This is a genomic window from Dyella kyungheensis (assembly GCF_016905005.1).
Taxonomy (GTDB): domain Bacteria; phylum Pseudomonadota; class Gammaproteobacteria; order Xanthomonadales; family Rhodanobacteraceae; genus Dyella; species Dyella kyungheensis.
In genome coordinates, this window is sequence record NZ_JADIKC010000003.1 from 940,086 (window position 1) to 964,438 (window position 24,353).

A 24,353-nucleotide genomic window follows, 5' to 3' on the forward strand; every position below is an offset into this window, starting at 1 on the left:
ATGAGTGCCGTACTGGACAGCCGACAAGCCTTATTGCCGGGACGCTTCGGCTTCCTGATGGGGCTTTACGCCGAGAACTACCATCGGTTGGTGCGGCTGTTCGCGCCGCAGGAGCTGGCGCCCGGGTTCTACCTGTCCAGCGTGGACGATGGCCTGGATGTGCGGCTGCAGGTGCAGGAGCGCCATCCGTATACGCTGGAACTGGAGCTGACCTATAACTTCGTCGATGCGCATACGGGGCAGCCGTCGCCGTCGGCGCAGTTGCGCATGTATACCGACGCCCATGTGGCCGAGGCCTTGCATTGCCATCCGGGGCGTCACCTGTGGCAGGTGCTTGGCCCGTTTCCGCCCGCCAACACGGTGCTGCAGCATCGGCTGCGCATGAACGGGTTCTTGTCGCGCTGGCTGGAATACCTGGCGGAGCAGGGGCATTCGAGGGGGACGCTGGAGCGGCAGGAAGAGCGTCACCCGGCAGGCTGACCGCCCCTTGTGGGAGCGCACCCTGTGCGCGACTGGGCAGCGCGCGGACGACATGCAAACCGCCCGGGCATGACTGGTACAGCAAGCGCGGGCTCTACGCGCTGGGCTGTCGCGCACAGGGTGCGCTCCCGCAAGAAAGCATCGGCAGGCGGCGAATCGCAGGCAACAAAAAACCCGCCAAAAGGCGGGGTCTTTGTAAAAGTGGCGGAGCGGACGGGACTCGAACCCGCGACCTCCGGCGTGACAGGCCAGCATTCTAACCGACTGAACTACCGCTCCACGTTTTTTACAGCTTCCAGCACTGCACCAATGTCGATTTCATCCTTGACCACTCTTGCCGTGTTATCGGTAGAGTGGCGTCCCCACGGGGATTCGAACCCCGGTCGCCACCGTGAAAGGGTGATGTCCTAGGCCTCTAGACGATGGGGACGTATCTAAATTTGGTGGAGCCAGGCGGGATCGAACCGCCGACCTCCTGCATGCCATGCAGGCGCTCTCCCAGCTGAGCTATGGCCCCGATGTGCCTCTGGAAGCCCGAAAGAATAGACAGGGATCGCGATTTCGTCAAGCGTTCGTTGTGAAAATATTTCAACTTTTCTTCACGAATGAATGACAACAAGCAGTTACGCCAGCGATTGATGCCGAGGGTCGCTGCGCCGTCCTGCATTTGGTCGCGCGAACCGTCCGCATCGCCATGCGGGGCTGTGCATCTCGTGTGCGATTGCTAGTCTTGCAAGAAGCTTCGACGGGATTCATTGATGCACGATTTGCACTTCATCCAGGATCTCGCGACCGTCATGTTGATCGCGGGCCTGACGACGGTGATCTTTCAACGCCTGCGTCAGCCGGTGGTGCTCGGATACATCATCGCCGGTGTGCTGGTCGGCCCCTATACGTTCCCCGTGGTGTTCATCCACGACGAGCAGACCATCCGCACCTTGTCCGAACTGGGCATGATCCTGCTGCTGTTCGCCCTGGGGCTGGAATTCAGCCTGAAGAAGCTGCGCGAAGTCGGTGGCGCCGCGTTGGTCGCGGCGTTATGCGAAATCGTCCTGATGCTTTGGCTCGGCTACGAGATCGGGCGCTTCTTCGGCTGGAGTTCGATGGATGCGCTGTTCCTTGGCGCCATGCTGTCGATGTCGTCCACCACCATCATCATGAAGGCACTGGACGATCTGGATCTCAAGCGCGAGCGCTTCGCGCAGCTGATGTTCGGCATCCTGATCATCGAGGACGTGATCGCCATCGTGCTGATGGCCTTGCTGACCGGTATCGCGAGCACCGGCGGCCTGGAAGCGGGCGAGGCGATGGAGGCCGTCGGCAGGCTCACCTTGTTCATGGCGGTATCGCTGGTGGTGGGGCTGCTGCTGGTACCGCGCGTGGTGGACTACATCGCGCAGGTGAGTCGCGACGACGTGCTGCTGGTGGCCGTATTGGGCCTGTGTTTCGGCTTCTGCCTGCTGGTGACCGAAATGGGCTACAGCGTGGCGCTGGGCGCTTTCATGATCGGGGCGATCGTGGGCGAATCGCAAAGCGTGGAGCGGATCGAGCGGATCATCGGGCCGGTGCGCGACATGTTCAGTGCGATCTTCTTCGTCGCCATCGGCATGCTCATCGATCCGGCCATGCTCAAGGAATACTGGCTGCCCATCATCGTGGTCACCACGGTGGTGGTGCTGGGCAAGGTGATCACCTGCAGCTTCGGTACCTTCGTGGCAGGCAACGACGGGCGCACGTCATTGCGCGTGGGCATGGGGCTGGCGCAGATCGGCGAGTTCTCGTTCGTGATCGCGTCGTTGGGCCTGACGCTCAAGGTGACCAGCGGCTTCCTCTATCCCGTGGCGGTGGCGGTCTCGGCGATCACCACCTTTCTCACGCCCTATCTGATCCGGGCATCGGATCCTTTGGCGAGTTCGCTCTCGAGGCGTCTGCCCAACGGCTTCATCAGCCTGTTGAGTGCGTACACGGACTGGATGGGCAATCTCAGCCTGAGCGGGCAGGGCGTCACCGTGGCGAAGATGATTCGTCGCCTGGTCTGGCACGTCATCATCAACATCATGCTGGTGGTGGCGGCCTTCCTGATCATGTCCTACCTGTATCGCCGCGGCGTTTTCCATTGGGATCTGCTGGCCGACAGCCCGCAGGTAAAACGCAGCCTGGCGTGGTCGATCGCGGCGATCGTCTCATTGCCGATGATTGTCGCGGCGTACCGCAAGGCGTCGGCGCTGGGCATGTTGCTGGCCGAATTGAGCATTCCCGAGCGCATCGGCGGCGCCTACAACATGCATATCCGCAGCGTACTGGCGCGCTTCATCCCGCTGGCCACCATGTGGGTGCTGGGCCTGCTGGTGGCGGCGCTGGCCTCGACCATCCTGCCGCCGCGTGAGGTGGCCCTCGTACTGGTGCTGGTGTTGCTGTTGCTCGCATGGCTGCTGTGGCGCGGCCTGGTGCAGGTGCATGCGCGATTGCAGGCGGCGCTGCGTGACACCCTGGATAAGTCGGGGCGCTCAGACGATGGGCACGGTTGAGGGGCCTAATCCCGCAGATGTGCAGAATTCGTAAAAAACCGCGTTTTTCGCCGAAACGTGAACTTTTAATCACGACTGACGGTCATACGCCCACTATCGTTGCCAAGACTAAGCAAGCACCGCACAATGCGGGGCCTGCCTCCATCGGGGGGGCCTTAAGTCCGGTAGCGCCGGCATATCCAATACGAGGGAGTTCTACATGAAGCATTTTCTGCGTCCCACGCTGACGGCGGCCGCGCTCGCTGTTGCTCTGGGCATGACCGCTGGCGTGCACGCACAGGCCGCGAAGCCCGCCGCCGCCCCCGCTGCAGCCGCTCCGGCCGCAGTTGACAAGACCAAGGCCAGCTACGTGGTCGGTTGGGATCTGGCCAGCTCGCTGCCGCCGCTGGTCCGCGCGGAAGTCGACCCGGCCACCGTGGCTCGCGCTCTGCAGTCCGCCCTGTCGGGCCAGAAGCCGACCATGAGCGAAGCCGAAGCCAAGCAGGTCCGTGACGCGTTCGTGGCCAACCTGCAGGCCAAGGCCAAGGCCGAGTACACCCAGGTCGCCGCCAAGAACCAGAGCGAAGGCGCTGCGTTCCTGGCCAAGAACAAGACCGCGCCGGGCGTGAAGACCACCGCTTCGGGTCTGCAGTACCAGGTGATCAGCCAGGGTACCGGCGCCCGCCCGGGTCCGAGCGACACCGTGCAGGTCAACTACGTCGGCACGTTCGTGAACGGCGAAACGTTCGACGATTCGTCCAAGCATGAAGGCGGCGGTGCTGCTTCGATCCCGCTCGCCGGCGTGATCCCGGGCTTCCGTGAAGGCATGCAGCTGATGCAGGTCGGCGGCCACTACAAGTTCTTCATCCCGGCGAACATCGCCTACGGCGCGCAGCCGCAGAACGGTTTCCCGCCGAACCAGACGATCATCTTCGACGTCACCCTGGTCAAGACCGGCCCGACCACGGCCGCTGCTGATCAGGCTGGCGGCGCGAAGTAATCGCCGCAAAAGCTGCATGAAAGATCCATTGGGCGCGAAGCGATTCGCGCCCAATGTCGTTTGTGGCGGGTGGTTTTTCGTCGCGGCCTAGGGTTTTACCTGCAGCCGAGGCCTTGGTCGGCCTGTTAGAATCCCCGATCTTGTTCCTGGAGTTTTCGCGACAATGAAGGTCACCATCTTCGGCACTGGCTATGTGGGCCTGGTCACCGGCGCCTGCCTGGCAGAAATGGGCAACCATGTGGTCTGCGTCGACATCGATGCGGGCAAGGTCGAGCGCCTGAAAAAGGGCGAGATCCCCATTTACGAGCCGGGCCTGGAGCCCATCGTCAAGCGCAATCACGCGAGCGGACAGCTGGATTTCACCACTGATCCCGCACCGGGCATTGCGCATGGCCAGGTCGTGTTCATCGCCGTGGGTACGCCGCCGGACGAAGACGGCAGCGCCGACCTCAAGTACGTGCTCAGCGTGGCCCGCACCATCGGCGAGCATATCGACCGCTACACGGTGGTGGTGAACAAGTCGACGGTGCCCGTGGGCACGGCGGACCGCGTGCGCGACGCGATCGCCGGTGAGCTGGCCAAGCGTGGCGTCGCGATCGAGTTCGACGTGGTCTCCAACCCGGAATTCCTGAAAGAGGGCGACGCAGTGGAAGACTGCCTTCGCCCCGATCGCATCATCATCGGCAGCTCCAGCGAACGCGCCATTGGCGTGCTGCGCAAGCTGTATGCGCCATTCAACCGCAACCACGATCGCACCGTGGTGATGGACGAGCGCTCCGCCGAGCTGACCAAGTACGCGGCGAATGCGATGCTCGCCACCAAGATCAGCTTCATGAACGAGATCGCCAACATCGCCGAGCGCGTGGGTGCGGACGTGGAGCTGGTACGCCAGGGCATCGGTTCGGATCCGCGCATCGGCTACGCTTTCATCTATCCGGGTGCGGGTTACGGCGGTTCGTGCTTTCCCAAGGACGTACAGGCGCTGGAGCGCACGGCGCGCGGCGTCGGCTATAGCGCCCGCCTGCTCGGCGCGGTCGAATCGGTGAACCACGACCAGAAGACCAAGTTGTTCGAACTGATCCAGCGCCATTTCGGCGGCCAGATCGCCGGCAAGACGATCGCGTTGTGGGGACTAGCATTCAAGCCCAACACCGACGACATGCGCGAGGCGTCGAGCCGTCATCTGATGGAGGCCTTGTGGAAGGCGGGCGCGAAGGTGCGCGCGTTCGACCCCGAGGCCAGCCACGAGACGCATCGCATCTACGGCGATCGCGACGATCTGGTCCTGTGCGAGAGCGCCTACCAGGCCCTGGACGGTGCCGACGTGCTGGCCATCGTGACCGAGTGGAAGGCGTTCCGCAGTCCTGATTTCGCGCGCATCCGCGACATGCTGGCCGAGCCGGCGGTGTTCGACGGGCGCAACCTTTACGATCCGGTCGCGGTGGAAGAAGCGGGGCTGGCGTACTACGGTATCGGTCGCGGTCGCAGCCTGAGGCAGTGAGCATGGCGGACGAGTCCCTGCAGCATCGATTGACGGAGCTCGAAGTGCGGCTCACCTTTGTCGACGACACGGTGAACGCGCTGGCCTCCGCCGATGCGGAGCTGTCGATGCGTCTGGCGGCGCTGGAAGATGTCATTCGCGGATTGCGCAGCGAGTTGTCTTCCTTGCGCGGTTCGCAGGGGCATGATCCGCACAGCGAGCCACCGCCGCCGCACTATTGATCGACGCCCATTTTTCCGTAACAGCAGCACAGCAAGCGAGTTTCAACCATGGCCGATTCCCTGCGCGATCAACTGCTCAAGAGCGGCATCGTCAAACAGGTCCGTGAAGAGAAGCGCCCGCCGGCGCCGCCCAGTGGCAAGCCGTTCCAGCAGCGCCACGGCGGTTCGCCGTCCAAGGGCGGCAAGCCGGGCCAGCACAAACCGCAGGGCAAACCTTCGGGCCCAAGGAGCCAGGAGGAAATCGACCTGGCCAAGGCTTATGCCATCCGCGCGCAGACCGAGGCGAACGAACGCAAGCGCGCCGAGCAGGCGGCCGCCGAAGAGGCGCGCGTTCGGCGCGAGCGCAAGCTGAAGATCCAGCAGTTGCTGGAAGGCAAGACCTTGAACAAGCCCGAGGTCGATCACGTTCGCCATTTCGAGTACGGCGGCAAGATCCGCCGCGTGCACGTCGACGCCGACCAGCTCAAGGCGATCAATGGCGGCGAACTGGCCGTGGTCCAGCAGCAGGGGCGTTACCTGGTGGTCACGCGCGAACTTGCCGAGCAGGTGAAGGCGATCGATGCGAATCAGATCGCCTTGCTGGTCGAGCCGGGTAGCGCGGGCGGTGTCGGCGAAGACGGCGTGCCCGATGACCTGATGTGGTGAGCGAGTTGCTTCAGGCGCGCAAAAAAACGCCCGGTCCAAGCCGGGCGTTTTTTATGGCGTACGCGCAAGCGATCAGGCGTCGGTATCGGCGCCTGCGATGTCGCCGGTGGGCAGATCAAAACCCGTCTTGGTCAGCGTCGGCAGATCCCAGCCCTGCTTGGGCGAAAAGCGTTCGCCGTAACGTTGCGCGAGCCGTTCCAGCTTGCCCTTCACCACGGTGGCGCCTTCGCTGCGCAGGTACTGGATCGGGCCGCCGCGGAACGGCGCGAAACCGGTGCCGAAAATCACGCCGGCATCGAGCAGATCGGCATCGTCGACCACCTGGTCGGCCAGGCAGGCCACGGCTTCGTTGACCATGGGAAGAATCATGCGGTCCTGCAGGTCGGCCGGCACCACGTAGTCGGGATCGACCTCAGGCTTCTGCGGCTTGCCGTCCTGCCAGAGGTAGATGCCCTGGCCATCCTTCTTGCCGCGCTTGCCAGCGGCGAGTTTGTCCTCGAGGCCGGGCGGCAATTCCAGGCCGAGGAAGGGTGCCAGCTCCTTGCCGACCGAAGCGCATACATCCAGTCCCACCGTGTCGGCCAGTTCGATCGGGCCCATCGGCATGCCGAACTTCTTCGCTTCCTTGTCGAGCACCGGACCTGGCACGCCTTCGCTGTACAGGCGCATGGATTCGAGCAGGTAGGGCATCAGGATGCGATTGACCAGGAAGCCGGGCGTGCCCTTCACCGCCACCGGCAGTTTGTCGATCGCCTTGCAGAACGCGAGCGCGCGTTTTTCGGCGTCGGCGTCGAGCTGGTCGTGACGCACCACTTCCACCAGCGGCATCTGCGCCACCGGATTGAAGAAGTGCAGGCCGAGGAAACGCTGCGGCGCCTTCAGTCCCACGCGAAGTTCGTCCAGCGGAATGCTCGAGGTGTTGCTGGCGAGCAAGGCATTCGCGTGCAGTTGCGGTTCGATGATGGCGTACAGCGCCTTCTTCGCCTCGGCGTTCTCGAAGATCGCTTCGATGGCGAGATCGGCCGTGGCCACGCCCTTGCCTTCGACGTCGGCACGCAGGCGGTGCGCGGTGGCTTCCACCTTGTCGGCCGTCTTGAGCTTCTTTTCGTACAGCTGGCGGGCGCGATCCAGCGCAGGCTGGATGAACTTCATCTCGCGGTCCTGCAAGGTGACCTCGAAACCCTTGAAGGCCGCCCATGCCGCGATATCGCCGCCCATCACGCCGGCGCCCACTACGTGCACGCGCTTGATGCCGTGATCGATGCCGCTGCCCTGGCTCTTCATGCGTTCCTGCAGGAAGAAGATGCGGATCAGGTTCTGCGCGGTCGAGGTTTCGGCCAGCTTGGCCACCGAGCGTGCCTCGAGCTTGAGGCGCTGCTGGATGCTGGCGCCGCCGCGCTTCCACACATCGATCAGCGCGAACGGCGCCGGGTAGTGTTCCTTGCGGACCTTGGCGGCCGTCTGTTTGATCACCATCGGCGCGAGCAGCTGACGCGCCAGCCAGGTGTTGCTGGCCCATGCCTTTGCACGCAAGCCGAACGGACGGACATGCGGCCGGCGCAGCAGCGCGCGCGCCTCGGCCAGCAATTCGGCCGGCGGTGCCAGCCGGTCGACCACGCCCAGCGCCAGTGCACGTTTGGCCGACAAGGCTTTACCAGTGAGCATCACCGGCAGCGCGTCGGTGGCGCCGATCAGCCGCGGCAGCCGCGCCGTACCGCCCCAGCCGGGATGGATGCCCAGCATGACTTCGGGCAGGCCGATGCGGGTCTTGTCGTCGTCGGCGGCGATGCGCTGGCGGCAGGCCAGGATCAGTTCGGTGCCGCCGCCCATGCAGGCGCCGTGGATGGCGGCCACGGTGGGACAGGGCAGCCGGGCCAGCGACTCGTACACGCGCTGGCCGTTCTCGATGTTCTCCAGCACCGTGCCCTGCTGGGCATAGGTGACGAATTCCTTGATGTCCGCACCCACCGCAAAACCGAACGGCTTGGCCGAATGGATCAGCACGCCGGCCGGCTTCTCGATCGCCAGGCGTTCCACGATCTGGCCCAGTTCGTCGAGCACGTCGCGGGAGATGGCGTTGACGTTGCTGCCGGCGCGGTCCAGCGACAGGGTCACGATGCCGCTGTCGTCCAGGCTCGTCTTCCAATGATTGAAGCGCAATCCTTCGAACATGGGGATAAACAGGGTGGCCACGAAGCGCTCCACCATACCCTCCCGTAGCGAGGATTGCGAGACGAGCGCCGGGTGCCCGGGGAAGGGATGAACACCTCTTAAAAACCGGAGCTGTGCGCTGCCGCATGAAACCGGCATCGGTTTCCGGCGAGGCTGGCCATCTCCCTAGGCGAATCGCTGCAGACCACGTAATTTAGGACCGAATGACTACGTCCCTCGCCACCCCCGCCAGCCCGACCCAGGACGGCGCTGAGATCCTCGAACGCATCCTCGCGGCTCGGGGCAATTTGATTGCGCTCGACGGCGGCGAGGAGGTCGGCCTGGTCTCGCAGCTGCGCCCTCTGGTGCGGCGGAGCGGGCAGGCCGTGTATCTGTGGAATCCGCAACTGGGTCTGGGCAATTTGCGCGAAGAACACGTGAGCTTGCCGGGATCGCAACGCCTCAATATCGCCCTGCGCTACATGCTGCAGAGCAATCACTTCGGCATCTATCTGTTGCAGCACCTGCCGCTGCCGTTGCCGATGGCCGATGCCACGCTGCTGCGCCAGCTGGCCCGCGCCACCGCCAGCCATGTCCGGCGCGTGGTGATCCTCGATCCGGCGGAGTCGCTGGTGGCCAGTTTCAACGATGTGCTGGTGCGCCTGAGCTGCCAGCCCAAGCCGGCGCAACGTCCGCGCCTGCGCGACGGCCGCTGGATCCTCTGAGATGGCGAGTCCGGCTGGCATCCTCGTCGTTGCGGCGCAGCGTGAGCTGCGTCGATCCCTGTTCGACACGTTCGATCGCGACGGTCATTTCGTCGTTCATTCGGCCCGCGATGCCACGCATGCGGGGATCCTGCTGGAGGGTCGCCCTCCGCTGGCCCTGATCGTCATCGTGTTCGAGGGCGACGGCCGCGAAGGCATGGCCAGCATCGATGTGCTGCGCGGCGTGCCGGCTTGCATCGGCGCGCCCATTCTTGCCGTGCTGGACGACGGCGCCGTGCTCAAGCCGAACGTGTTGCCCGGGGGCATCGCCGATTGGCTGTATGCCTCGCAGATCGAACACGAACTGCTGGCGCGCTGGCAGCGCGTGCATCGCATGGCGGTGCGCTCGGACGGGCTGGAGGGCCAGGCGTCCACGAGCGGCGGCGACTACCGCTTCGCCTTCGACGAAGTGGAGAGCGAGTGGTTGATCGTCGACCCGGCACGCAGCCAGCTGGTCGATTACAGCCCCGCCGTGGCGCGCAACAGCGGGCTGGGCGACCACGAACTGCGTGGCCGTCCGATCAGGGACATCCTGGCGGTCACCGAGTCGACCATCGAACAGGTCATTGCCGAGGGCTCGCGCCAATGGCATCCCGGCCGTCGACGCGCGTCGCGCGGTGGCGATCCCGGCGAGGTGAGTGCGCGCGCCGTCAACCATGCCGGCCGCGATGCCGTGGCGCTGATGTTCCGCAGCGACCGGGCCAGTGCACGCGCCGAAGTGGCGTTGGCCTTGCTGGCGCGCATGTTCGCCGCGGGCAGCGGCGACGAGGGCATCGCCGAAGCGGCGCGCCTGTTGTTCGAGGAAATGGCGCTGGATTACGTGGCCGTGTGGTCGGCCCGTCCCGACGAGGGCGGCGCGCCGGTGCAACTCGTGCAGTACTGGCGTGGCGACGAACAACTGTGGCCCGGCCCGCATCTGCAGAGTTCCTTGCGGCTGGTGCTGTCGGGCCAGGCCATGTTGCATCAGGCCGATGCCGCGCGACTGGCGCCGATGGATCCCTTGCTGGCGCAGCTCGGTTTGGCCGGTTTCGCGGGTTGGCCCTTGCAGGACGAGCGGCGCACCGTGCTGGGCGCGTTGCTGGTCGGTACGCGGCAACCGTTGCCGTCGCTCGCCATCGTGCAGCCGGTGCTGCGTTGCGCGGCGTCGCGTTTCGCGCATGCGATCGAGTTGCGCCACACGCGCGAGCAAGGCCGCGCCGAGGGCCTGCTGGACGCGCTGACGGGCTTGCCCAATCGCCTGCTGTTCAACGATCGACTCGATACGGTCATTCGCGAAGCCAATCGCACGGGCGAATGCTTTGCGCTGCTGTTCGTCGACCTGGATCGCTTCAAGACCATCAACGACACGCTCGGCCACGCCGTGGGTGACCAGGTGTTGCTCACCACCACGCAGCGTCTGCGCGGCAGCGTGCGTGCGTCCGATACCGTGGCTCGCTATGCGGGCGACGAGTTCGTGGTGATCCTGCGTCACATCGTGAAGAACGAGGACGTGCTGCGCATTGCCGAGAAGATCGTGCAGGTGATGAGCGCGCCGCTGCGCATCGACGACGGGACCGAGCTGCAGGTCACCGCATCCATCGGCGTGAGCTTCTTCCCCGATGACGCGCCCGACGCCGACACCCTGCTCAAGCATGCGGACGAGGCGATGTACGCGGCCAAGAGCCTGGGCCGCAACAACTACCAGATCTTCGAAGGCAGCGCCGAGCAGTCGCAGCAGCAGAACCTCGCCTTGAAGTCCGGCTTGCGCCATGCCGAACACAAGGGCGAGCTGCGCGTGTTCTACCAGCCCCAGGTCGATGCAGTCACCGAAGACATCGTGGGCATGGAGGCGCTGGTGCGCTGGGAGCATCCGGAGCTGGGCTTCATCGGCCCGGGCTTCTTCATTCCGCTGGCCGAGGAAACCGGCCTGATCGTCTCCATCGGCGAATGGGTGCTGCGCGCCGCCTGCCGGCATGCGCAGGAATGGGAGCGGCGCTTCGGGCTGGGTCTGCGCCTGGGCGTGAATCTCTCGGCGGTGCAACTGATGCAGCCCAATCTGCTGGAGATGGTCTCCGCCGCACTCGACGAGAGCGGGCTGGAAGCCAACCTGCTGGAAATGGAGATCACCGAGAGCATCAGCATCAAGGCGGCGCCCAACCTGGTGGAAAACCTGCAGGGCCTGCATCGGCTGGGCGTGCGGATCGCCATCGACGACTTCGGTACCGGCGCCGCCTCGCTCGACTATCTGCGCAAGCTGCCGGCGGACCGCATCAAGATCGACCAGAGCTTCGTCAAGAACATCGGCGTGGATCCGGACGACGAGGCCATCGTGCGCGCCACCATCGAGATGGCCCATCGCCTCAAGCGCGGGGTGGTGGCCGAGGGCGTGGAAACGGAGCAGCACATGGAGTTCCTGCGCGCCAACCACTGCGACGAGCTGCAGGGCTTCCTGTTCTGCCGACCGTTGCCCCAGCCGGTCTTCGAGAAACTGCTGCTGGAACGCCAGCGACTGCTGGCCGGCATCAGCGGCACGGCCGCCTGACTTGCATGGGCCGCGAAGGCCCCCATACTTCCCCTTGGGCGCATGATGCGTCCGTGGGCCGCTTTCCTGGGGCAATGGTGGTCCTGTCGTCATGACCGGTGCTCCGCGGGAGCGCCCATGCGTTTCCACCAGCGGTGTTGCCGAGTTGGCGCACTTGCCGCTCTGGAATGAGAACATGCTGAACTAGAACGCGCCGTTCTTGTCTGAGCAGATCGCATCCATTCCCAGGCATCCCAGGGCGCGTGGCAGCATCGACGAAGGAGATGGCCCGGATGGGCGAAAATGAACTGGACAGTGCGCTGGTCGAGCGCGTCCAACAGGGGGACAAACGAGCCTTCGATCTGCTGGTGCGCAAGTACCAGCACAAGGTCATCGGCCTGGTCACCCGCTATGTGAAGAACCATGCCGAATGCGAGGACGTGGCCCAGGAGGCGTTTATCCGCGCCTGGCGGGCCATTGGCTCGTTCCGCGGCGAGAGTGCTTTCTATACTTGGCTGTACAAGATTGCGGTGAACACGGCCAAGAACCACCTGGTGGCCATGGGCCGCCGTCCGCCCGCCGACGATATCGCCATCGACGATGCCACTTTCGTGCCCGGCGCGGACCGTATGCACGAGAGCGCCACGCCCGAGCGTGAACTCATGCGGCAGGAAATTGAACAAACCGTATTTTCCACTGTCCAAGCCCTGCCTGAGGAATTGCGGACCGCGATCACCCTGCGTGAAGTGGACGGCCTCAGCTATGAAGAAATCGCCGAGGCGATGGGCTGTCCGATCGGTACGGTACGTTCACGTATCTTCCGGGCGCGCGAAGCTATCGATGAAAAATTGCGGCCCCTGCTCTCAGACCGCGAGGTCAAAAAAACATGACTGATCATCAACGCGAAAACCTTTCTGCCGGCATGGACGGCGAACTGTCGAAGGAAGAGCTGCGCTTTCTGTTGCGCAGGCTCGACCACGACGCGTCGCTCCAGCAGGACTGGTCGCGCTACCACGTGGCCCGTGACGGCCTGCGCCGCGAACTCTCCCCGCTCGCGTCGGAAGGCTTTGCTGTCCGTGTCATGCAGGCCATCGAGCGCGAAGGCTCGGCGAGCCAGCAAGGCAAGCGCCGGCATTGGCTGCATTGGTCCGCGGGCGGCGCAATTGCCGCTGGCGTGGCAGTGGCTGCCCTGATGGTGGCCCAGCCCGCAGGCCCGGGCGCCGATCGGCTCTCGGCCCAGGTGTCCGCGCCATCGGCACCGGCTGCGCAGAATGTGCAGCTGGCGCAGTCCGAAGCGCCTGCCGTGGCACCGCCGGGGCTCAACGTGTATTCCGAAGTCCCGTACAAGATGAGCCAGCAGGCCTCGGCCACGCTGGAAGGCGACAACGGTACGCCGCTGTATTCGCGCAATAACCTCAACCCTTATCGCGCCGCACGCTACCCCGTGGTCAGCAATGGCGATGGCCGGTACCTGCTGTTGATCCATCCGGACCAGCAGCCCGCCGCCCAGGCCGCCGCCGGCCCGCAGTGATCGAAGGCCGTGTGTCGGTTGCCGCGGCCTGATCGTTCCCTTTGAACCTCTCCATGCCCGTCCGAACGGCGGGCGGGCATGGTGTGCCTGAAACGCAGATGGAGAAGTGCATGAATCGACTTGTCTTGCGTACGCTGTCGTGCGCGGTCGTGATGAGCCTGGCGCTGGCCGGCGGGGTGCAGGCCCAGAGTGCGGCGCCGACGTTGTCGGGCCTGCCCGACTTCACCGGCATCGTGCAGAAGAACGCCCCGGCCGTGGTCCATGTCGAGGCGAAATACAGCGGCAAGAAGCAAGCGAAAGCCCGCTCGGGCGCGCGCGGCATGCCCGATGCGCCGGACGGCGACGACGATCCGCAGATGGAAATGTTCCGCCGCTTCTTCGGCATGCCGATGATGCCGTCGCCCGAAGAACAGCAGCGCACGTCGCTGGGTTCCGGCTTCATCATTTCGGCGGACGGCTACGTGCTGACCAACAATCACGTGGTGGATGGCGCCGATACGGTGACCGTGCGCCTGCAGGATCGTCGCGTGCTGACCGCCAAGGTGGTGGGCAGCGATCCGCAGTACGACATCGCCCTGCTCAAGGTCGACGCCAAGGGCAATCTGCCCGCCGTGGCCGTGGGCGATTCGCGCACGCTCAAGCCCGGCCAGTGGGTGTTGGCGATCGGTTCGCCGTTTGGTTTCGACTACACCGTGACGCAAGGTATCGTGAGTGCGGTGGGGCGCAACCTGGGCAGCCAGGATCAGCCGTACACCTCGTTCATCCAGACCGACGTGCCGATCAACCGCGGCAATTCCGGCGGTCCGTTGTTCGATTTGCAGGGACGCGTGGTCGGCGTCAATTCGCAGATCTATTCCAACACCGGCGGCTACCAGGGCGTGGCGTTCTCCATTCCGATCGACGTGGCCATGAACGTGGTCAAGCAGATCAAGGAAAAGGGCTATGTCTCGCGCGGCCAGCTCGGCGTGATGGTGCAGCAGGTCAGCGACGACATGGTTAAGGCGCTGAAGCTCGACAACGCCAATGGCGCAGCCGTGACCCAGGTGAACAAGGGCAGTGCCGCCGACAAGGCGGGCATTCGTCCGGGTGACGTGATCCTTTCGTACAACGGCCAGAGCATCAACCAAAGCGCGGACCTGCCGCCGCTGGTCGGCCAGACGCCGCCGGGCAGCAAGGCCACCATCGAGATCCTGCGCGACGGCAAGAAGGAAAGCGTGCCGGTGACCGTGGCTGAAATGCCGCGCGACAAGAACGCCATGGTGGCCTCGGCCGATGCCGGGCAGCCCGCCGCCAAGGCCAGCGCCAGCAGCGCCTTGGGCCTGTCCGTTCAGGACCTGGATGGCGATACGCGCCAGCAGCTGGGCCTCAAGGCAGGCGAGGGCGTCGGCATCAGCGCCATTTCCGGCTCGGTGGCAGCGCGAGCCGGCCTGCAGCCGGGTGACGTGATCCTGATGGTGAACCAGAAGAAGGTCGGCAGTGCGGCCGCTTTCCGCGATGCCACCAAGGATTCGAAACCGGGCGACACCGTGCTTTTGCTGGTCCGCCATGGCGACCAGAGCGGCTTTATCGGGTTGACCGTACCCGGTGGCAAGGACGAATGAGGTTGCGGTTCGCGGTGGATGGCAGCGCCGCGGACCGTGATTTCGTCGTATTCCGGTGTGGTCTGGCCGGAATGACCGCCACGATGGGCGCTTGGGCCACCATCGTGGCGGAGGTAGGGAGGGATCGCGCGACGCCTCGCAACGAGGCGTTCCGATCTCGCTTATCCCGTTGAGATGGCCCGCTTTCCCTGGTGCCCGAAGTGGCCCGGTTCCATGCGATAATGCTGGGTTCGTGTGACCATCCCGGTCATGCGCTGCCTGCGCGTACCGCAGATCAGTGAACGCCGCTAGCGTGCTCCATGGAACTGATTCGAAATTTCTCCATCATTGCCCATATCGATCACGGCAAGTCCACCTTGGCGGACCGCATCATCCAGATCTGCGGCGGTTTGACCGAGCGCGAGATGGAAGCACAGGTGCTTGACAACAATCCGATCGAGCGCGAGCGCGGCATCACCATCAAGGCGCAGTCGGTGTCGCTGCCGTACACGGCGCGCGACGGCAAGACCTATCAGTTGAATTTCATCGACACCCCGGGCCACGTCGACTTCTCCTATGAAGTGAGTCGCTCGCTGGCCGCGTGCGAAGGCGCGTTGCTGGTGGTGGATGCTGCGCAGGGCGTCGAAGCCCAGTCCGTCGCCAACTGCTACACGGCGGTGGAGATGGGGCTGGAAGTCGTGCCGGTGCTCAACAAGATCGACCTGCCGACGGCCGATCCGGAAAAGGTGAAGGGCGAGATCGAGGCGGTGATCGGCATCGATGCCGACGACGCCGTCGCGGTGAGCGCCAAGACCGGCCAGAACGTGGTGGAAGTGCTCGAGGCCATCGTGGCGCGCATTCCGCCGCCGAAGGTGGGCGATACCGATCGCCTGCAGGCGCTGATCATCGACTCGTGGTTCGACAACTACCTCGGCGTGGTCTCGCTGGTGCGCGTGGTGCAGGGCGAGATCAAGCCAGGCGACAAGCTGCTGGTGATGTCCACCGGCCGTGCGCACGAAGTGAGCGAAGTGGGCGTGTTCACGCCCAAGCGCAAGAAGCTGGCCAAGCTGTCGCCGGGTGAAGTGGGCTGGATCACCGCGTCGATCAAGGACGTGCACGGCGCACCGGTGGGCGACACGCTCACGCTGGCGGCCAAGCCGGCGGAGAAGCCGCTGGCGGGCTTCCAGACCATGCAGCCGCGCGTGTTCGCCGGCCTGTTCCCGGTCTCGGCCGACGACTATCCGGCACTGCGCGAAGCGCTCGACAAGCTGCGCCTCAACGACGCGGCGCTGTTCTTCGAGCCGGAAAGTTCCGAGGCGATGGGTTTCGGTTTCCGCTGCGGCTTCCTCGGCATGCTGCACATGGAAATCGTGCAGGAACGCCTGGAACGCGAATACGATCTCGACCTGATCACCACCGCGCCCACCGTGGTGTACGAAGTGCTCAAGAGCGACGGCTCGATCCTGATGCTGGACAACCCGGCCAAGTTGCCGGCACCGCACCTGATGCAGGAAATCCGCGAGCCGATCATCGTCGCCAGCATCCTCACGCCGCCCGACTACATCGGCAACATCATCACGCTGTGCGAGGAAAAGCGCGGCGTGCAGCGTTCCATCCAGTACCTGGCCACCCAGGTGCAGATCACCTATGAAATGCCGCTGGCCGAGGTGGTGCTCGACTTCTTCGATCGCCTGAAGTCGGTGTCGCGCGGTTATGCGTCGATGGACTACCACTTCGAACGCTTCGAGCCGGGTCCGTTCGTGCGCGTGGACGTGCTGATCAACGGCGACCGCGTGGATGCGCTGAGCCTGATCGTGCATCGCGTGCATGCCGAGCGTCGCGGTCGCGACCTGGTCGAGCGCATGAAGGACCTGATCCCGCGCCAGCAGTTCGACGTGGCCATCCAGGCCGCGATCGGCGCGCAGATCGTCGCCCGTTCCACCGTGAAGGCCCTGCGAAAGAACGTGCTGGCCAAATGCTACGGCGGCGACGTGAGCCGAAAGAAGAAGCTGCTGGAGAAGCAGAAGGAAGGCAAGAAGCGCATGAAGCAGGTGGGTCGCGTGGAGATCCCGCAGGAAGCGTTCCTTGCCGTATTGAAGGTGGATAAGTAAAGCTGGGCCCGGAGCATCGGTGGGCCAAGGCCGCTGTTGGGCGCCTTGCCGGTCGACCGCTCCACGCAACACCCTCGTTTCCCTGCTCCTGAGGAGCTTTCAATGGATTTTGATTTTTCGGCGATTCTGCTTGGCCTGACCGTGCTTTTCGGCGTGGTGTGGGGGCTGGACCGCCTGTTGTTCTACAAGTCGCGCAAGGCCAAGGCCGAGGCGGCGGGCAAAGAGCCGCACGAGCCGATGGCGGTGGACTGGGCGCGGTCCCTGTTCCCGGTGGTGCTGGTGGTGCTGGTGCTGCGCTCGTTCGTGGCCGAGCCGTTCCGCATTCCGTCCGGATCGATGATGCCGACGCTGGACGTGGGCGACTTCATCCTGGTCAACAAGTTCTCCTACGGCCTGCGCCTGCCGGCGTTCAACAACAAGTTCGTCAGCCTGGGCGAGCCCAAGCGCGGCGACGTGGTGGTGTTCCGCTTCCCGGGCTACCTGTGCGAAGACGGCGGCAAGCTGGTGCGCAGCGGCGACCAGAGCTGCGCCGATCCGCATGCCCCGGTGCCCAGCCAGAACTGGATCAAGCGCGTCATCGGTTTGCCCGGCGACCGCGTCGAAATGCACGGTGACCAGCTGATCGTGAACGGCGAACCCGTCGCTGCCGATCTGGTCGGTCCGTATGAGGGCGACCCCAAGCGCGCCGAATCGCGCCTGATGCTGGAAATGGGCGCCACGTTGTGGAACGAGCACCTGCCGAACGGCGAGGGTGGCGTGGTCAATCACCTGACCGCACGCATGCCCAACTATGCCGTGCCGCCGCCGCTGCCCAACCCGCACGTGCCGCTGGTGGTGCCGCAGGGCTGCTACCTGGCGATGGGCGACAACCGCTACAACAGCACCGACAGCCGCTGGTGGGGCTGCCTGCCGGAACAGAATCTGGCCGGCAAGGCTTTCCTGATCTGGCTGAGCTGGACCGGCTCGGGCGTGGCCTTCCATCGCATGGGCACGGTCATTCACTAAAAGCGTGACGGGCATAGAGATGTGCCCGGTGACGTTCACCGCGGCTTGGCGCGACAATGCACGCGCCAGGCCGCTACCGGAGCGTCTCGGTGGCGCGTCGCCCATACACCGGTTTTTCGCCGTCAGGCGGCATAGCGAGGGGACTATGAAATCGAAGCAAACAGGCATCACCCTGATCGGGTTTCTCGTGGTGCTGATGGTGGTGAGCTTTTTTGGCTATATGGCGATGAAGCTGGTGCCGGCCTATACCGAGTTCATGGGCGTCAGCAAGGCGATGACCCAGCTGGCCTCCGAAGGCGGAGCCCGCTCGCCGGACCAGGTTCGCGGTGCCCTGATGAAGAAGCTCGACTTCCAGTACGTGAGTGATGACACCATCACGCCACAGGACATCACCATCAAACGCAGCGGCAATGCGGCCGAGCTCAATGTGAGCTACGACAAGCGCATTCCGTTCATGTACAACATCGACTTCCTGCTGCACTTCGAAAAGAGCGTTGCGCTGCAGGGGAATGTCGACGGCTAATCCAAGGCCTTTGATTTGACCAAGCTCGCTTATCGTTTTCGTGATCCTGCCCTGGCGCAGCTGGCGCTGACTCACCGCAGCGCCGGGCGGCCAAACAATGAGCGGCTGGAATTCCTCGGCGATGCGCTGTTGGGCGTGATGGTGGCCGAGGTGCTGTACGAGGCCCACCCGAACGCCAGCGAAGGCGAGATGTCCCGCTTGCGCGCGCAACTGGTGAACGGCCAGGCGTTGGCCGTCATCGCGCGGGAGCTGGAGCTAGGCGACGAGCTCAAGCTGGGTTCGGGCGAGCTGAAAAGCGGCGGTTTCCGCCGCGATTCCATCCTCGCCGACGCCTTCGAGGCGCTGGTGGCGGCGGTCTATCTCGATGCCGGCTTCGAGGCGTGTCGCACGGTGGTGCGAGGCTTGTTCGAACCGCTGGTGGCCGCCATTCCACGTTCTTCCAAGGATGCCAAGACCCGCCTGCAGGAGCATTTGCAGGCCCACGGCTGGCCCTTGCCGCAGTACGATCTGATCGACAGCCACGGCGAAGACCACGCCAAGACCTTCGACGTTTCCTGCGACATTACCGAACCGGCCCCGATCCGGGCCGATGGCCGCGGCTCCAGCCGCCGCGCCGCCGAACAAGACGCTGCAGAAACCGTGCTGCGCCGACTGCAGGAACTGAACCTATGAACGACGACAACGAACTCGATCTCGGCAAACCGGCCGAACTTCCCCACGACGATTTTCGCTGCGGCACCGTAGCGCTGGCGGGGCGTCCCAACGTGGGCAAGTCGACCTTGCTCAATGCACTGATCGGGTTCCGGCTGTCCATCGTCAGCCCGCGTCCGCAGACCACGCGCCATCGCATCCTGGGCATCGCTACCAGCGCGGCCGGGCAGATCATGTACGTGGACACGCCGGGCCTGCATCGCGGCGCCAAGCGCGCCATGAACCGCAGCCTCAACCGTGCGGCGCGTTCGGCGATCAGCGAAGTGGATGTGGTCGTGCAGGTGATCGAAGCGGGCCGCTGGACCGACGAGGACGAGGCGCTCTACGACGCCCTGGTCGAGCAGAAAGTGCCGCGCCTGCTGGTGATCAACAAGGTCGACCTGGCCAAGGACAAGTCGACCATGCTGCCGTTCGTGTCCGAGCTGATGGCGCGACACAGTTTCGACGACGTGTATTACGTCAGCGCCCTCAAGGAAAAGGGCCTGAAAGAGCTGGAAAACGGCATCCTCAAGCGATTGCCGGTACAGCCGCCGGTGTTTGGCGAAGACGAAGTCACCGACCGCAGCGAGCGTTTCCTCGCCGCCGAAATGGTGCGCGAGCAGCTGATGCTGCGCCTGGATCAGGAGCTGCCGTACGCCACCACGGTGGAGATCGAGCAGTTCAGCGACCGCCCGGACGGCATCGCGGAAATCCATGCGGTGATCTGGGTGGAACGCGACGGCCAGAAGGCCATCGTGATCGGCAATGGCGGCGCGCAGCTCAAGGCCATCGGTACCTCCGCACGCCGGCACATGGAGCGTACGTTCGAGCGCAAGGTATTCCTGCGCCTGTGGGTGAAGGTGCGCGAAGGCTGGGTCGACGACGAGACCATGCTGAAGAAGTTCGGCTACACCGATTGAGCGTGCGTTGCGAATGCCGGTGACGTCGCGCGAGTCTTCGAACCGGTAAGCTTCGCCCATGCGCATCGAACAGCAGCCGGCCTATGTGCTTCATTCGCGGCCCTACCGCGAGACCTCGCTGCTGCTCGAATGCCTGACCCGCGACCATGGCCGCCTCGGCGTGGTCGCGCGCGGCGTGCGGCGCGAGCGGGCACGCGTGCAGCGCGCGCAGCTGGAACCGTTCCAACCGCTGTCGCTCGATCTCCTTTTGCGCGGCGAGCTGGCCACTCTGCAGTCCGCCGAGCACGTGGCGCCACCTTTGCGCCTGACCGGCGATGCGGGCCTGGCCGGACTCTATTTGAACGAGCTGTCGGTGCGGCTTACCGGCCGCCAGGATCCGCTGCCCGAACTGTTCGATGCCTATGCACGCACGCTGCCGCGTCTGGCCGGCGGCGAGCCGCTGGCATGGAGTCTGCGGCGGTTCGAGCGCGATCTGCTGGAAGCCGTGGGCTATGGCCTCCAGCTCGAGTTCGAGGCGGAATCGGGCGAACCGGTGGAACCGACCCAGCTCTATCGCTATGCGGTTGAGCAGGGCCCTGCGCCATGCCGAGCGGGAACGGCACATGCCCTGCGCGGAGCCGATCTACTGGCCTTGTCGGAAGACGTCATGCCCGATGCGGCTGGCCTGTCGGCGCTGCGCGTGATGATGCGCGAGGTGATCCGCTTTCATCTCGGTGGCGGCGAGCTGCGTGCCTGGCACGTGCTGGGCGCGGCGATGTCGCGCCGCTGAACTCAGCTCTCGGCTTCGCGGTCGAGCGCTTCCAGGGTGGCGAGCAGGGAGCGGCGGAAGCGCGACAGCGGCGCCAGCGAGCCGGAATGTCGCAGCTTCAGATGACGCTGCAGCACGGTGGCTTGCACGCCCAGCGCGGCGGCGCCGCAGAAGCCGCAGGACGAACGCAGGCGATGCAGGCGCTCCGCCAGCACGGTGGTGTCCTCCAGCAATTCATCGAGATCCTGGTACAGCGCGGCCAGTTCCGCCCGCAGCAGCGTGCGCATGGCTTTCACCACGTCCGCATCGCCCATGGTGGCCAATGCCTGGGCATCGTCCAGCAAGGGTGCTGCGTTCGCACCGGCTTGAACGAGCGCCAGAATGCGGCGCAGGTCGGCCAGGTTGCAGGGCTTCTGCAACACCTCGCTGAATTCGGCGGAGAGCAGCCGCTGCCGCTCGGTGAGGCCCATCTCCGCGCTGGTAGCCACGGCGGTGCAATCGGTCGAGCGGGCCTGCGGGTCCCTGCGCAGGGTCGAAAGCACTTCCTCGGCACCCGCACCGGGCATGCGGCAGTCCAGCAGCAGCAGGTCGAATGCCTGCTGGCGCGCCATCGCAATCGCGGAGGGGCCGTCATGGCAGGCTTGGGCATCCAGTCCCAGGCTGCGCAAGGCTTCCACCAGGAAAAGACGGCTGCTCGGGTCATCGTCCGCGACCAGGGCGCGGACGGCATCGGAGCCACCCCGGTGGCCTGAAGGGTCGCTGGAAGGCTGGTTTTGCATGACTAGTCCGTGTCGTTCAGCTGGTTTTGGCAGAATGGCGCGTCATGCGTGCCACATCAAGCCAGCTCGTCCTCAGCCTTTGCCTTCTTTTATGGGCAGTTATGCCGTTGTCCGCGCGGGCCGACGTGGCGCTGGGCGCCAAAAAGGTCAGCGTGCCGGGCCTGACCATGCAGGCGGTGCAGTCGCAGATCGGCGAAGACGGGCAGGGCGGCCTCAAGCTGAGCCTGCGCGCGGCCAAGGCCGACGTGCCTGCGATGGGCTGGAAGCGGGTGGGCGTGGATCTGCAGGGCGTCCTGCAGCGCGACACCCACATGCGCTGGCTGTTCGACGGCACCGCCCAGCTCGCCGGTGCGCCCGGCGGTGCCTTGGGCAACGCCAAGGTCTCGATGGTGATCGACGAGGCGGCCAATACGCTGGAGATCAACCTGACCCAGGGAGCCATCCAGGCCAGCACCGCCTTGCCGCTGGATCAGCCCACTCATGCCCAGATCAGCCTCAAGGGCGTGCCGCTCGCCTGGTTGCAGGGCTTGCTGAGCACGGTGTGGTCCGGCCGCGCCACCGGCGGCAAGCTGGATGCGGACATGGCGCTCGATCTGCAGGACAAGGGCCTGCAGGCGTCCGGCCAGTTCGCCTTGAACGGTGGCGGCTTCGACACGCCCGGCGGCGCGTTGGCGGGGCAGGCGGTCAATGGCAATGGCCGGCTCAATATCGATACCACCACCGGGCCTTCGCGCATCGATCTGGATGCCAGCGTGCGTGGCGGCGAATTGCTGCTCGGTCCGATCTTTGCGCGTCTGCCCGATCATCCGGTGCAGTTGAGCCTGTCCGCCGCCAGTCGCAATGGCGCGGTGGAATTCAACCGACTGCGGGTAGCCGATGCCGACGCCCTGCAGTTGGAAGGCGTGATGTCGTTCAACGCCAAGGGCGATCTGCAGCAACTGAAGCTCGATCGCCTGCAGACGCGTTTCCCGGCGGCCTACCAGCGCTACGGCCAGGCCTGGCTGGCCACGCTGGGACTGCGCGACATGCGTATCGACGGACAGCTCAGCGGCAACCTGGATCTCGGCACCGATGGCTTGCGCAGTTTCGCCTTCGATACCGACGGCCTCGATGCCGCCGATGCCGAGGGACGTCTGGCGGTGAAAGGATTGCGCGGCGGTCTCGATTGGAACGCGAGCGGCGATCGTCCTGCCACCACCTTGGGATGGCAGGCCTTGCAGGTCTACCGCATGCCCAATGGCGCGGCGCAGATGCGCTGGCAGAGCCGCGGCGGCGCCCTGAGCCTGCAGCGTGCCGTGGATGTGCCGCTGCTCAACGGTCGCGTGCACGTGGGCGAACTCGAATGGCGTCCCGCCGCTTCCAAGGGACGTCGACTGGAAACCTCGCTGGCCTTTGCCGGGATCGACATGGCGGCGTTCTCGCGCACCATGGGATGGCCGGAATTTCCGGGCACGTTGGGCGGCGCTATCCCCGCTTTGCGCTGGGTGGATGACCGGTTCGAGCTGGAAGGCGGCCTTTCGGTGAATGTGTTCGACGGTTTCGTCGACATCACCCAGCTGAGCCTGCAGGGACCGTTCGGACCGAGCCCGGTACTGACCGGCGACGTGCAGCTGCGCCAGCTCGATCTCGCTGCGATGACCAGCGTGTTCGACTTCGGCAGCATCACCGGCCGCATGGACGGTTCCGTCGACGACTTGCGCCTGGTGAACTGGAATCCCGTGGCGTTCAAGGCCCGTCTGCTGGCCGGCAGCGGCGGACGCATCAGCCAGCGTGCGGTGAACAATCTCACCACGGTCGGTGGCGGCGGCATGGCGGCCGGTCTGCAGGGCGCCGTGCTCAAGCTGTTCAAGACCTTCGGTTACAAGCGCATCGGCCTCAACTGCACGCTGCAGGCGTCGGTGTGCCACATGGGGGGCCTCGACAACGACGCCGATGGCTACACTATCGTCGAAGGCAGCGGTTTGCCGCGCCTGCAGGTGATCGGCCATCAAACGCAGGTCGACTGGCCGACCGTGGTGCGCCGATTGAAGGCTGCCATCGAAGGCAACGGACCGGACGTCCGCTAACCCCACCCCGAAGGAGTCTTATATGCGCAAGCTCGTCTATGGATTGCTGACCCTGTTGCTGGTCGCGCTGGTGGGGTGCGTCACCATCAACGTGTATTTTCCCGAAGCGGCGGCGCAGAAGGCGGCCGACCAGTTCATCGGCACCGTGCTCGACAGCGCGGCTCCGGCGCAGCCGGCCAAGGACGATCAGCCCGCGGCGCCGCCGAAGAAAGGCAGCCAGCCCTCGGCGATGCTGCTGGACCTGCTGATTCCCGCGGCCTATGCGGCCGAGACGCCGAATCTGCGCATCCAGACCGCCACTACCGAGGCGATCCACGGCCGCATGCAGGCGCGCTTTCGTGACACGCTGACGCCGCTGTTCAACAGCGGTGCGGTGGGTTTCACCCAGGACGGCCTGGTCGCCGTGCGCGACGCCGGCAAGCTGCCGCTGGATCAGCGCGCCGGCGTAAATGCCGCCGTGGCGGACGAGAACAGGGATCGCAACGCCCTGTATCGCGAAGTGGCCAATGCCAACAATCACCCGGAATGGGAAGCGCAGATCCGTGCCACCTTCGCCAAGGGCTGGATCGAGCGGGCGCGGCCGGGCTGGTATTATCAGGACCCCTCGGGCGCCTGGAAGCAGAAGTAATCC

The 24,353-nt window shown here is 65.0% G+C and carries 21 protein-coding genes and 3 tRNA genes; 19 read left to right on the forward strand and 5 right to left on the reverse strand.

All coding sequences use genetic code 11. From position 1 onward, the window contains the following. On the forward strand, positions 1–480 hold the full coding sequence (locus ISP20_RS08955; RefSeq protein ID WP_204635683.1) for a DUF1249 domain-containing protein: 480 nt from the start codon (positions 1–3) through the stop codon (positions 478–480). Between the two features lie 202 nt (positions 481–682). Here the strand turns inward: ISP20_RS08955 and ISP20_RS08960 are convergent. The 3 genes from ISP20_RS08960 to ISP20_RS08970 all read right to left on the reverse strand — a co-directional run bounded on the left by ISP20_RS08960 (position 683) and on the right by ISP20_RS08970 (position 997). Then, a tRNA-Asp gene (locus tag ISP20_RS08960) sits at positions 683–759 on the reverse strand. Positions 760–834: 75 nt separating this feature from the next. Then, a tRNA-Glu gene (locus tag ISP20_RS08965) sits at positions 835–910 on the reverse strand. Between the two features lie 11 nt (positions 911–921). Continuing rightward, positions 922–997: transfer RNA gene (locus ISP20_RS08970), tRNA-Ala, on the reverse strand. Positions 998–1,238: 241 nt separating this feature from the next. On the opposite strand from ISP20_RS08970, the gene ISP20_RS08975 reads away from it, so the two are divergent. The 5 genes from ISP20_RS08975 to ISP20_RS08995 all read left to right on the forward strand — a co-directional run bounded on the left by ISP20_RS08975 (position 1,239) and on the right by ISP20_RS08995 (position 6,354). Further along, positions 1,239–3,008: a cation:proton antiporter gene (locus tag ISP20_RS08975; protein WP_204635684.1), complete on the forward strand. Its 1,770-nt coding sequence runs from the start codon at positions 1,239–1,241 to the stop codon at positions 3,006–3,008. Between the two features lie 199 nt (positions 3,009–3,207). Further along, a complete protein-coding gene (locus ISP20_RS08980; RefSeq protein ID WP_204635685.1) occupies positions 3,208–3,987 on the forward strand; it encodes an FKBP-type peptidyl-prolyl cis-trans isomerase N-terminal domain-containing protein in 780 nt (259 codons plus the stop codon). Between the two features lie 163 nt (positions 3,988–4,150). Further along, positions 4,151–5,488, forward strand: a complete 1,338-nt coding sequence (locus tag ISP20_RS08985; protein WP_204635686.1) for a UDP-glucose dehydrogenase family protein — start codon at positions 4,151–4,153, stop codon at positions 5,486–5,488. Positions 5,489–5,490: 2 nt separating this feature from the next. Continuing rightward, positions 5,491–5,709: a SlyX family protein gene (locus tag ISP20_RS08990; RefSeq protein ID WP_204635687.1), complete on the forward strand. Its 219-nt coding sequence runs from the start codon at positions 5,491–5,493 to the stop codon at positions 5,707–5,709. Between the two features lie 48 nt (positions 5,710–5,757). Then, on the forward strand, positions 5,758–6,354 hold the full coding sequence (locus ISP20_RS08995; protein ID WP_204635688.1) for a DUF2058 domain-containing protein: 597 nt from the start codon (positions 5,758–5,760) through the stop codon (positions 6,352–6,354). A gap of 72 nt (positions 6,355–6,426) precedes the next feature. On the opposite strand, the gene ISP20_RS09000 is transcribed toward ISP20_RS08995, so the two are convergent. Continuing rightward, on the reverse strand, positions 6,427–8,526 hold the full coding sequence (locus tag ISP20_RS09000) for a 3-hydroxyacyl-CoA dehydrogenase NAD-binding domain-containing protein (RefSeq protein ID WP_204635928.1): 2,100 nt from the start codon (positions 8,524–8,526) through the stop codon (positions 6,427–6,429). 203 nt (positions 8,527–8,729) lie between these two features. On the opposite strand from ISP20_RS09000, the gene ISP20_RS09005 reads away from it, so the two are divergent. From ISP20_RS09005 to recO, 11 genes are all read left to right on the forward strand, one after another. Then, entirely contained in the window at positions 8,730–9,230 is a 501-nt protein-coding gene (locus ISP20_RS09005; protein WP_204635689.1) for a hypothetical protein, read from the forward strand. A 1-nt stretch (position 9,231) separates the two neighbouring features. Continuing rightward, entirely contained in the window at positions 9,232–11,790 is a 2,559-nt protein-coding gene (locus tag ISP20_RS09010; protein ID WP_204635690.1) for a putative bifunctional diguanylate cyclase/phosphodiesterase, read from the forward strand. Positions 11,791–12,062: 272 nt separating this feature from the next. Further along, positions 12,063–12,659: an RNA polymerase sigma factor RpoE gene (rpoE, locus tag ISP20_RS09015; RefSeq protein WP_204635691.1), complete on the forward strand. Its 597-nt coding sequence runs from the start codon at positions 12,063–12,065 to the stop codon at positions 12,657–12,659. Further along, complete coding sequence (locus ISP20_RS09020) at positions 12,656–13,300, forward strand: sigma-E factor negative regulatory protein (RefSeq protein ID WP_204635692.1); 645 nt, start codon at positions 12,656–12,658, stop codon at positions 13,298–13,300. Before rpoE ends, ISP20_RS09020 begins: the two co-directional genes overlap by 4 nt. Before the next feature lie 110 nt (positions 13,301–13,410). Further along, complete coding sequence (locus ISP20_RS09025; RefSeq protein ID WP_204635693.1) at positions 13,411–14,901, forward strand: DegQ family serine endoprotease; 1,491 nt, start codon at positions 13,411–13,413, stop codon at positions 14,899–14,901. A 299-nt stretch (positions 14,902–15,200) separates the two neighbouring features. Further along, the gene (gene lepA, locus ISP20_RS09030) at positions 15,201–16,991 is read left to right on the forward strand and encodes a translation elongation factor 4 (RefSeq protein ID WP_204635694.1); all 1,791 of its coding nucleotides are present in this window, start codon (positions 15,201–15,203) and stop codon (positions 16,989–16,991) included. 102 nt (positions 16,992–17,093) lie between these two features. Then, positions 17,094–17,996, forward strand: a complete 903-nt coding sequence (gene lepB, locus ISP20_RS09035) for a signal peptidase I (protein ID WP_204635695.1) — start codon at positions 17,094–17,096, stop codon at positions 17,994–17,996. 145 nt (positions 17,997–18,141) lie between these two features. Beyond that, positions 18,142–18,519 carry a DUF4845 domain-containing protein gene (locus ISP20_RS09040; RefSeq protein WP_204635696.1) on the forward strand — a complete coding sequence of 126 codons (378 nt, stop codon included), beginning with the start codon at positions 18,142–18,144 and terminating at the stop codon, positions 18,517–18,519. A 15-nt stretch (positions 18,520–18,534) separates the two neighbouring features. Then, positions 18,535–19,191 carry a ribonuclease III gene (rnc, locus tag ISP20_RS09045; protein ID WP_204635697.1) on the forward strand — a complete coding sequence of 219 codons (657 nt, stop codon included), beginning with the start codon at positions 18,535–18,537 and terminating at the stop codon, positions 19,189–19,191. Next, positions 19,188–20,129, forward strand: coding sequence for a GTPase Era (gene era / locus ISP20_RS09050; RefSeq protein WP_204635698.1), 942 nt, complete (start codon positions 19,188–19,190; stop codon positions 20,127–20,129). Before rnc ends, era begins: the two co-directional genes overlap by 4 nt. A gap of 58 nt (positions 20,130–20,187) precedes the next feature. Further along, complete coding sequence (gene recO / locus ISP20_RS09055; RefSeq protein WP_204635699.1) at positions 20,188–20,898, forward strand: DNA repair protein RecO; 711 nt, start codon at positions 20,188–20,190, stop codon at positions 20,896–20,898. A 2-nt stretch (positions 20,899–20,900) separates the two neighbouring features. Here the strand turns inward: recO and ISP20_RS09060 are convergent, their stop codons facing one another. Continuing rightward, the gene (locus ISP20_RS09060) at positions 20,901–21,656 is read right to left on the reverse strand and encodes a response regulator (protein ID WP_204635700.1); all 756 of its coding nucleotides are present in this window, start codon (positions 21,654–21,656) and stop codon (positions 20,901–20,903) included. Positions 21,657–21,700: 44 nt separating this feature from the next. Between ISP20_RS09060 and ISP20_RS09065 the strand changes: the two genes are divergently transcribed. Together ISP20_RS09065 and ISP20_RS09070 are read left to right on the forward strand one after the other, a co-directional pair. Next, positions 21,701–23,722 carry a hypothetical protein gene (locus ISP20_RS09065; protein WP_204635701.1) on the forward strand — a complete coding sequence of 674 codons (2,022 nt, stop codon included), beginning with the start codon at positions 21,701–21,703 and terminating at the stop codon, positions 23,720–23,722. A 22-nt stretch (positions 23,723–23,744) separates the two neighbouring features. After that, entirely contained in the window at positions 23,745–24,350 is a 606-nt protein-coding gene (locus ISP20_RS09070; RefSeq protein WP_204635702.1) for a YdbL family probable chaperone protein, read from the forward strand. The last annotated feature ends 3 nt before the right edge of the window (positions 24,351–24,353 follow it).

What these genes read in the sequence shown, in the direction of transcription:
- ISP20_RS08995 (WP_204635688.1), top strand. Translation starts at nt 5,758, where the DNA reads ATGGCCGATTCCCTGCGCGATCAACTGCTCAAGAGCGGCATCGTCAAA.
- lepB (WP_204635695.1), top strand. Translation starts at nt 17,094, where the DNA reads ATGGATTTTGATTTTTCGGCGATTCTGCTTGGCCTGACCGTGCTTTTC.
- ISP20_RS09065 (WP_204635701.1), top strand. Translation starts at nt 21,701, where the DNA reads ATGCGTGCCACATCAAGCCAGCTCGTCCTCAGCCTTTGCCTTCTTTTA.
- ISP20_RS08980 (WP_204635685.1), top strand. Translation starts at nt 3,208, where the DNA reads ATGAAGCATTTTCTGCGTCCCACGCTGACGGCGGCCGCGCTCGCTGTT.
- ISP20_RS08985 (WP_204635686.1), top strand. Translation starts at nt 4,151, where the DNA reads ATGAAGGTCACCATCTTCGGCACTGGCTATGTGGGCCTGGTCACCGGC.
- ISP20_RS09005 (WP_204635689.1), top strand. Translation starts at nt 8,730, where the DNA reads ATGACTACGTCCCTCGCCACCCCCGCCAGCCCGACCCAGGACGGCGCT.
- ISP20_RS09060 (WP_204635700.1), bottom strand. Translation starts at nt 21,656, where the DNA reads ATGCAAAACCAGCCTTCCAGCGACCCTTCAGGCCACCGGGGTGGCTCC.
- ISP20_RS09025 (WP_204635693.1), top strand. Translation starts at nt 13,411, where the DNA reads ATGAATCGACTTGTCTTGCGTACGCTGTCGTGCGCGGTCGTGATGAGC.
- rpoE (WP_204635691.1), top strand. Translation starts at nt 12,063, where the DNA reads ATGGGCGAAAATGAACTGGACAGTGCGCTGGTCGAGCGCGTCCAACAG.
- ISP20_RS08955 (WP_204635683.1), top strand. Translation starts at nt 1, where the DNA reads ATGAGTGCCGTACTGGACAGCCGACAAGCCTTATTGCCGGGACGCTTC.
- recO (WP_204635699.1), top strand. Translation starts at nt 20,188, where the DNA reads ATGCGCATCGAACAGCAGCCGGCCTATGTGCTTCATTCGCGGCCCTAC.
- era (WP_204635698.1), top strand. Translation starts at nt 19,188, where the DNA reads ATGAACGACGACAACGAACTCGATCTCGGCAAACCGGCCGAACTTCCC.
- ISP20_RS09010 (WP_204635690.1), top strand. Translation starts at nt 9,232, where the DNA reads ATGGCGAGTCCGGCTGGCATCCTCGTCGTTGCGGCGCAGCGTGAGCTG.
- ISP20_RS09020 (WP_204635692.1), top strand. Translation starts at nt 12,656, where the DNA reads ATGACTGATCATCAACGCGAAAACCTTTCTGCCGGCATGGACGGCGAA.
- ISP20_RS08990 (WP_204635687.1), top strand. Translation starts at nt 5,491, where the DNA reads ATGGCGGACGAGTCCCTGCAGCATCGATTGACGGAGCTCGAAGTGCGG.
- ISP20_RS09070 (WP_204635702.1), top strand. Translation starts at nt 23,745, where the DNA reads ATGCGCAAGCTCGTCTATGGATTGCTGACCCTGTTGCTGGTCGCGCTG.
- lepA (WP_204635694.1), top strand. Translation starts at nt 15,201, where the DNA reads ATGGAACTGATTCGAAATTTCTCCATCATTGCCCATATCGATCACGGC.
- ISP20_RS09000 (WP_204635928.1), bottom strand. Translation starts at nt 8,526, where the DNA reads ATGTTCGAAGGATTGCGCTTCAATCATTGGAAGACGAGCCTGGACGAC.
- ISP20_RS08975 (WP_204635684.1), top strand. Translation starts at nt 1,239, where the DNA reads ATGCACGATTTGCACTTCATCCAGGATCTCGCGACCGTCATGTTGATC.
- ISP20_RS09040 (WP_204635696.1), top strand. Translation starts at nt 18,142, where the DNA reads ATGAAATCGAAGCAAACAGGCATCACCCTGATCGGGTTTCTCGTGGTG.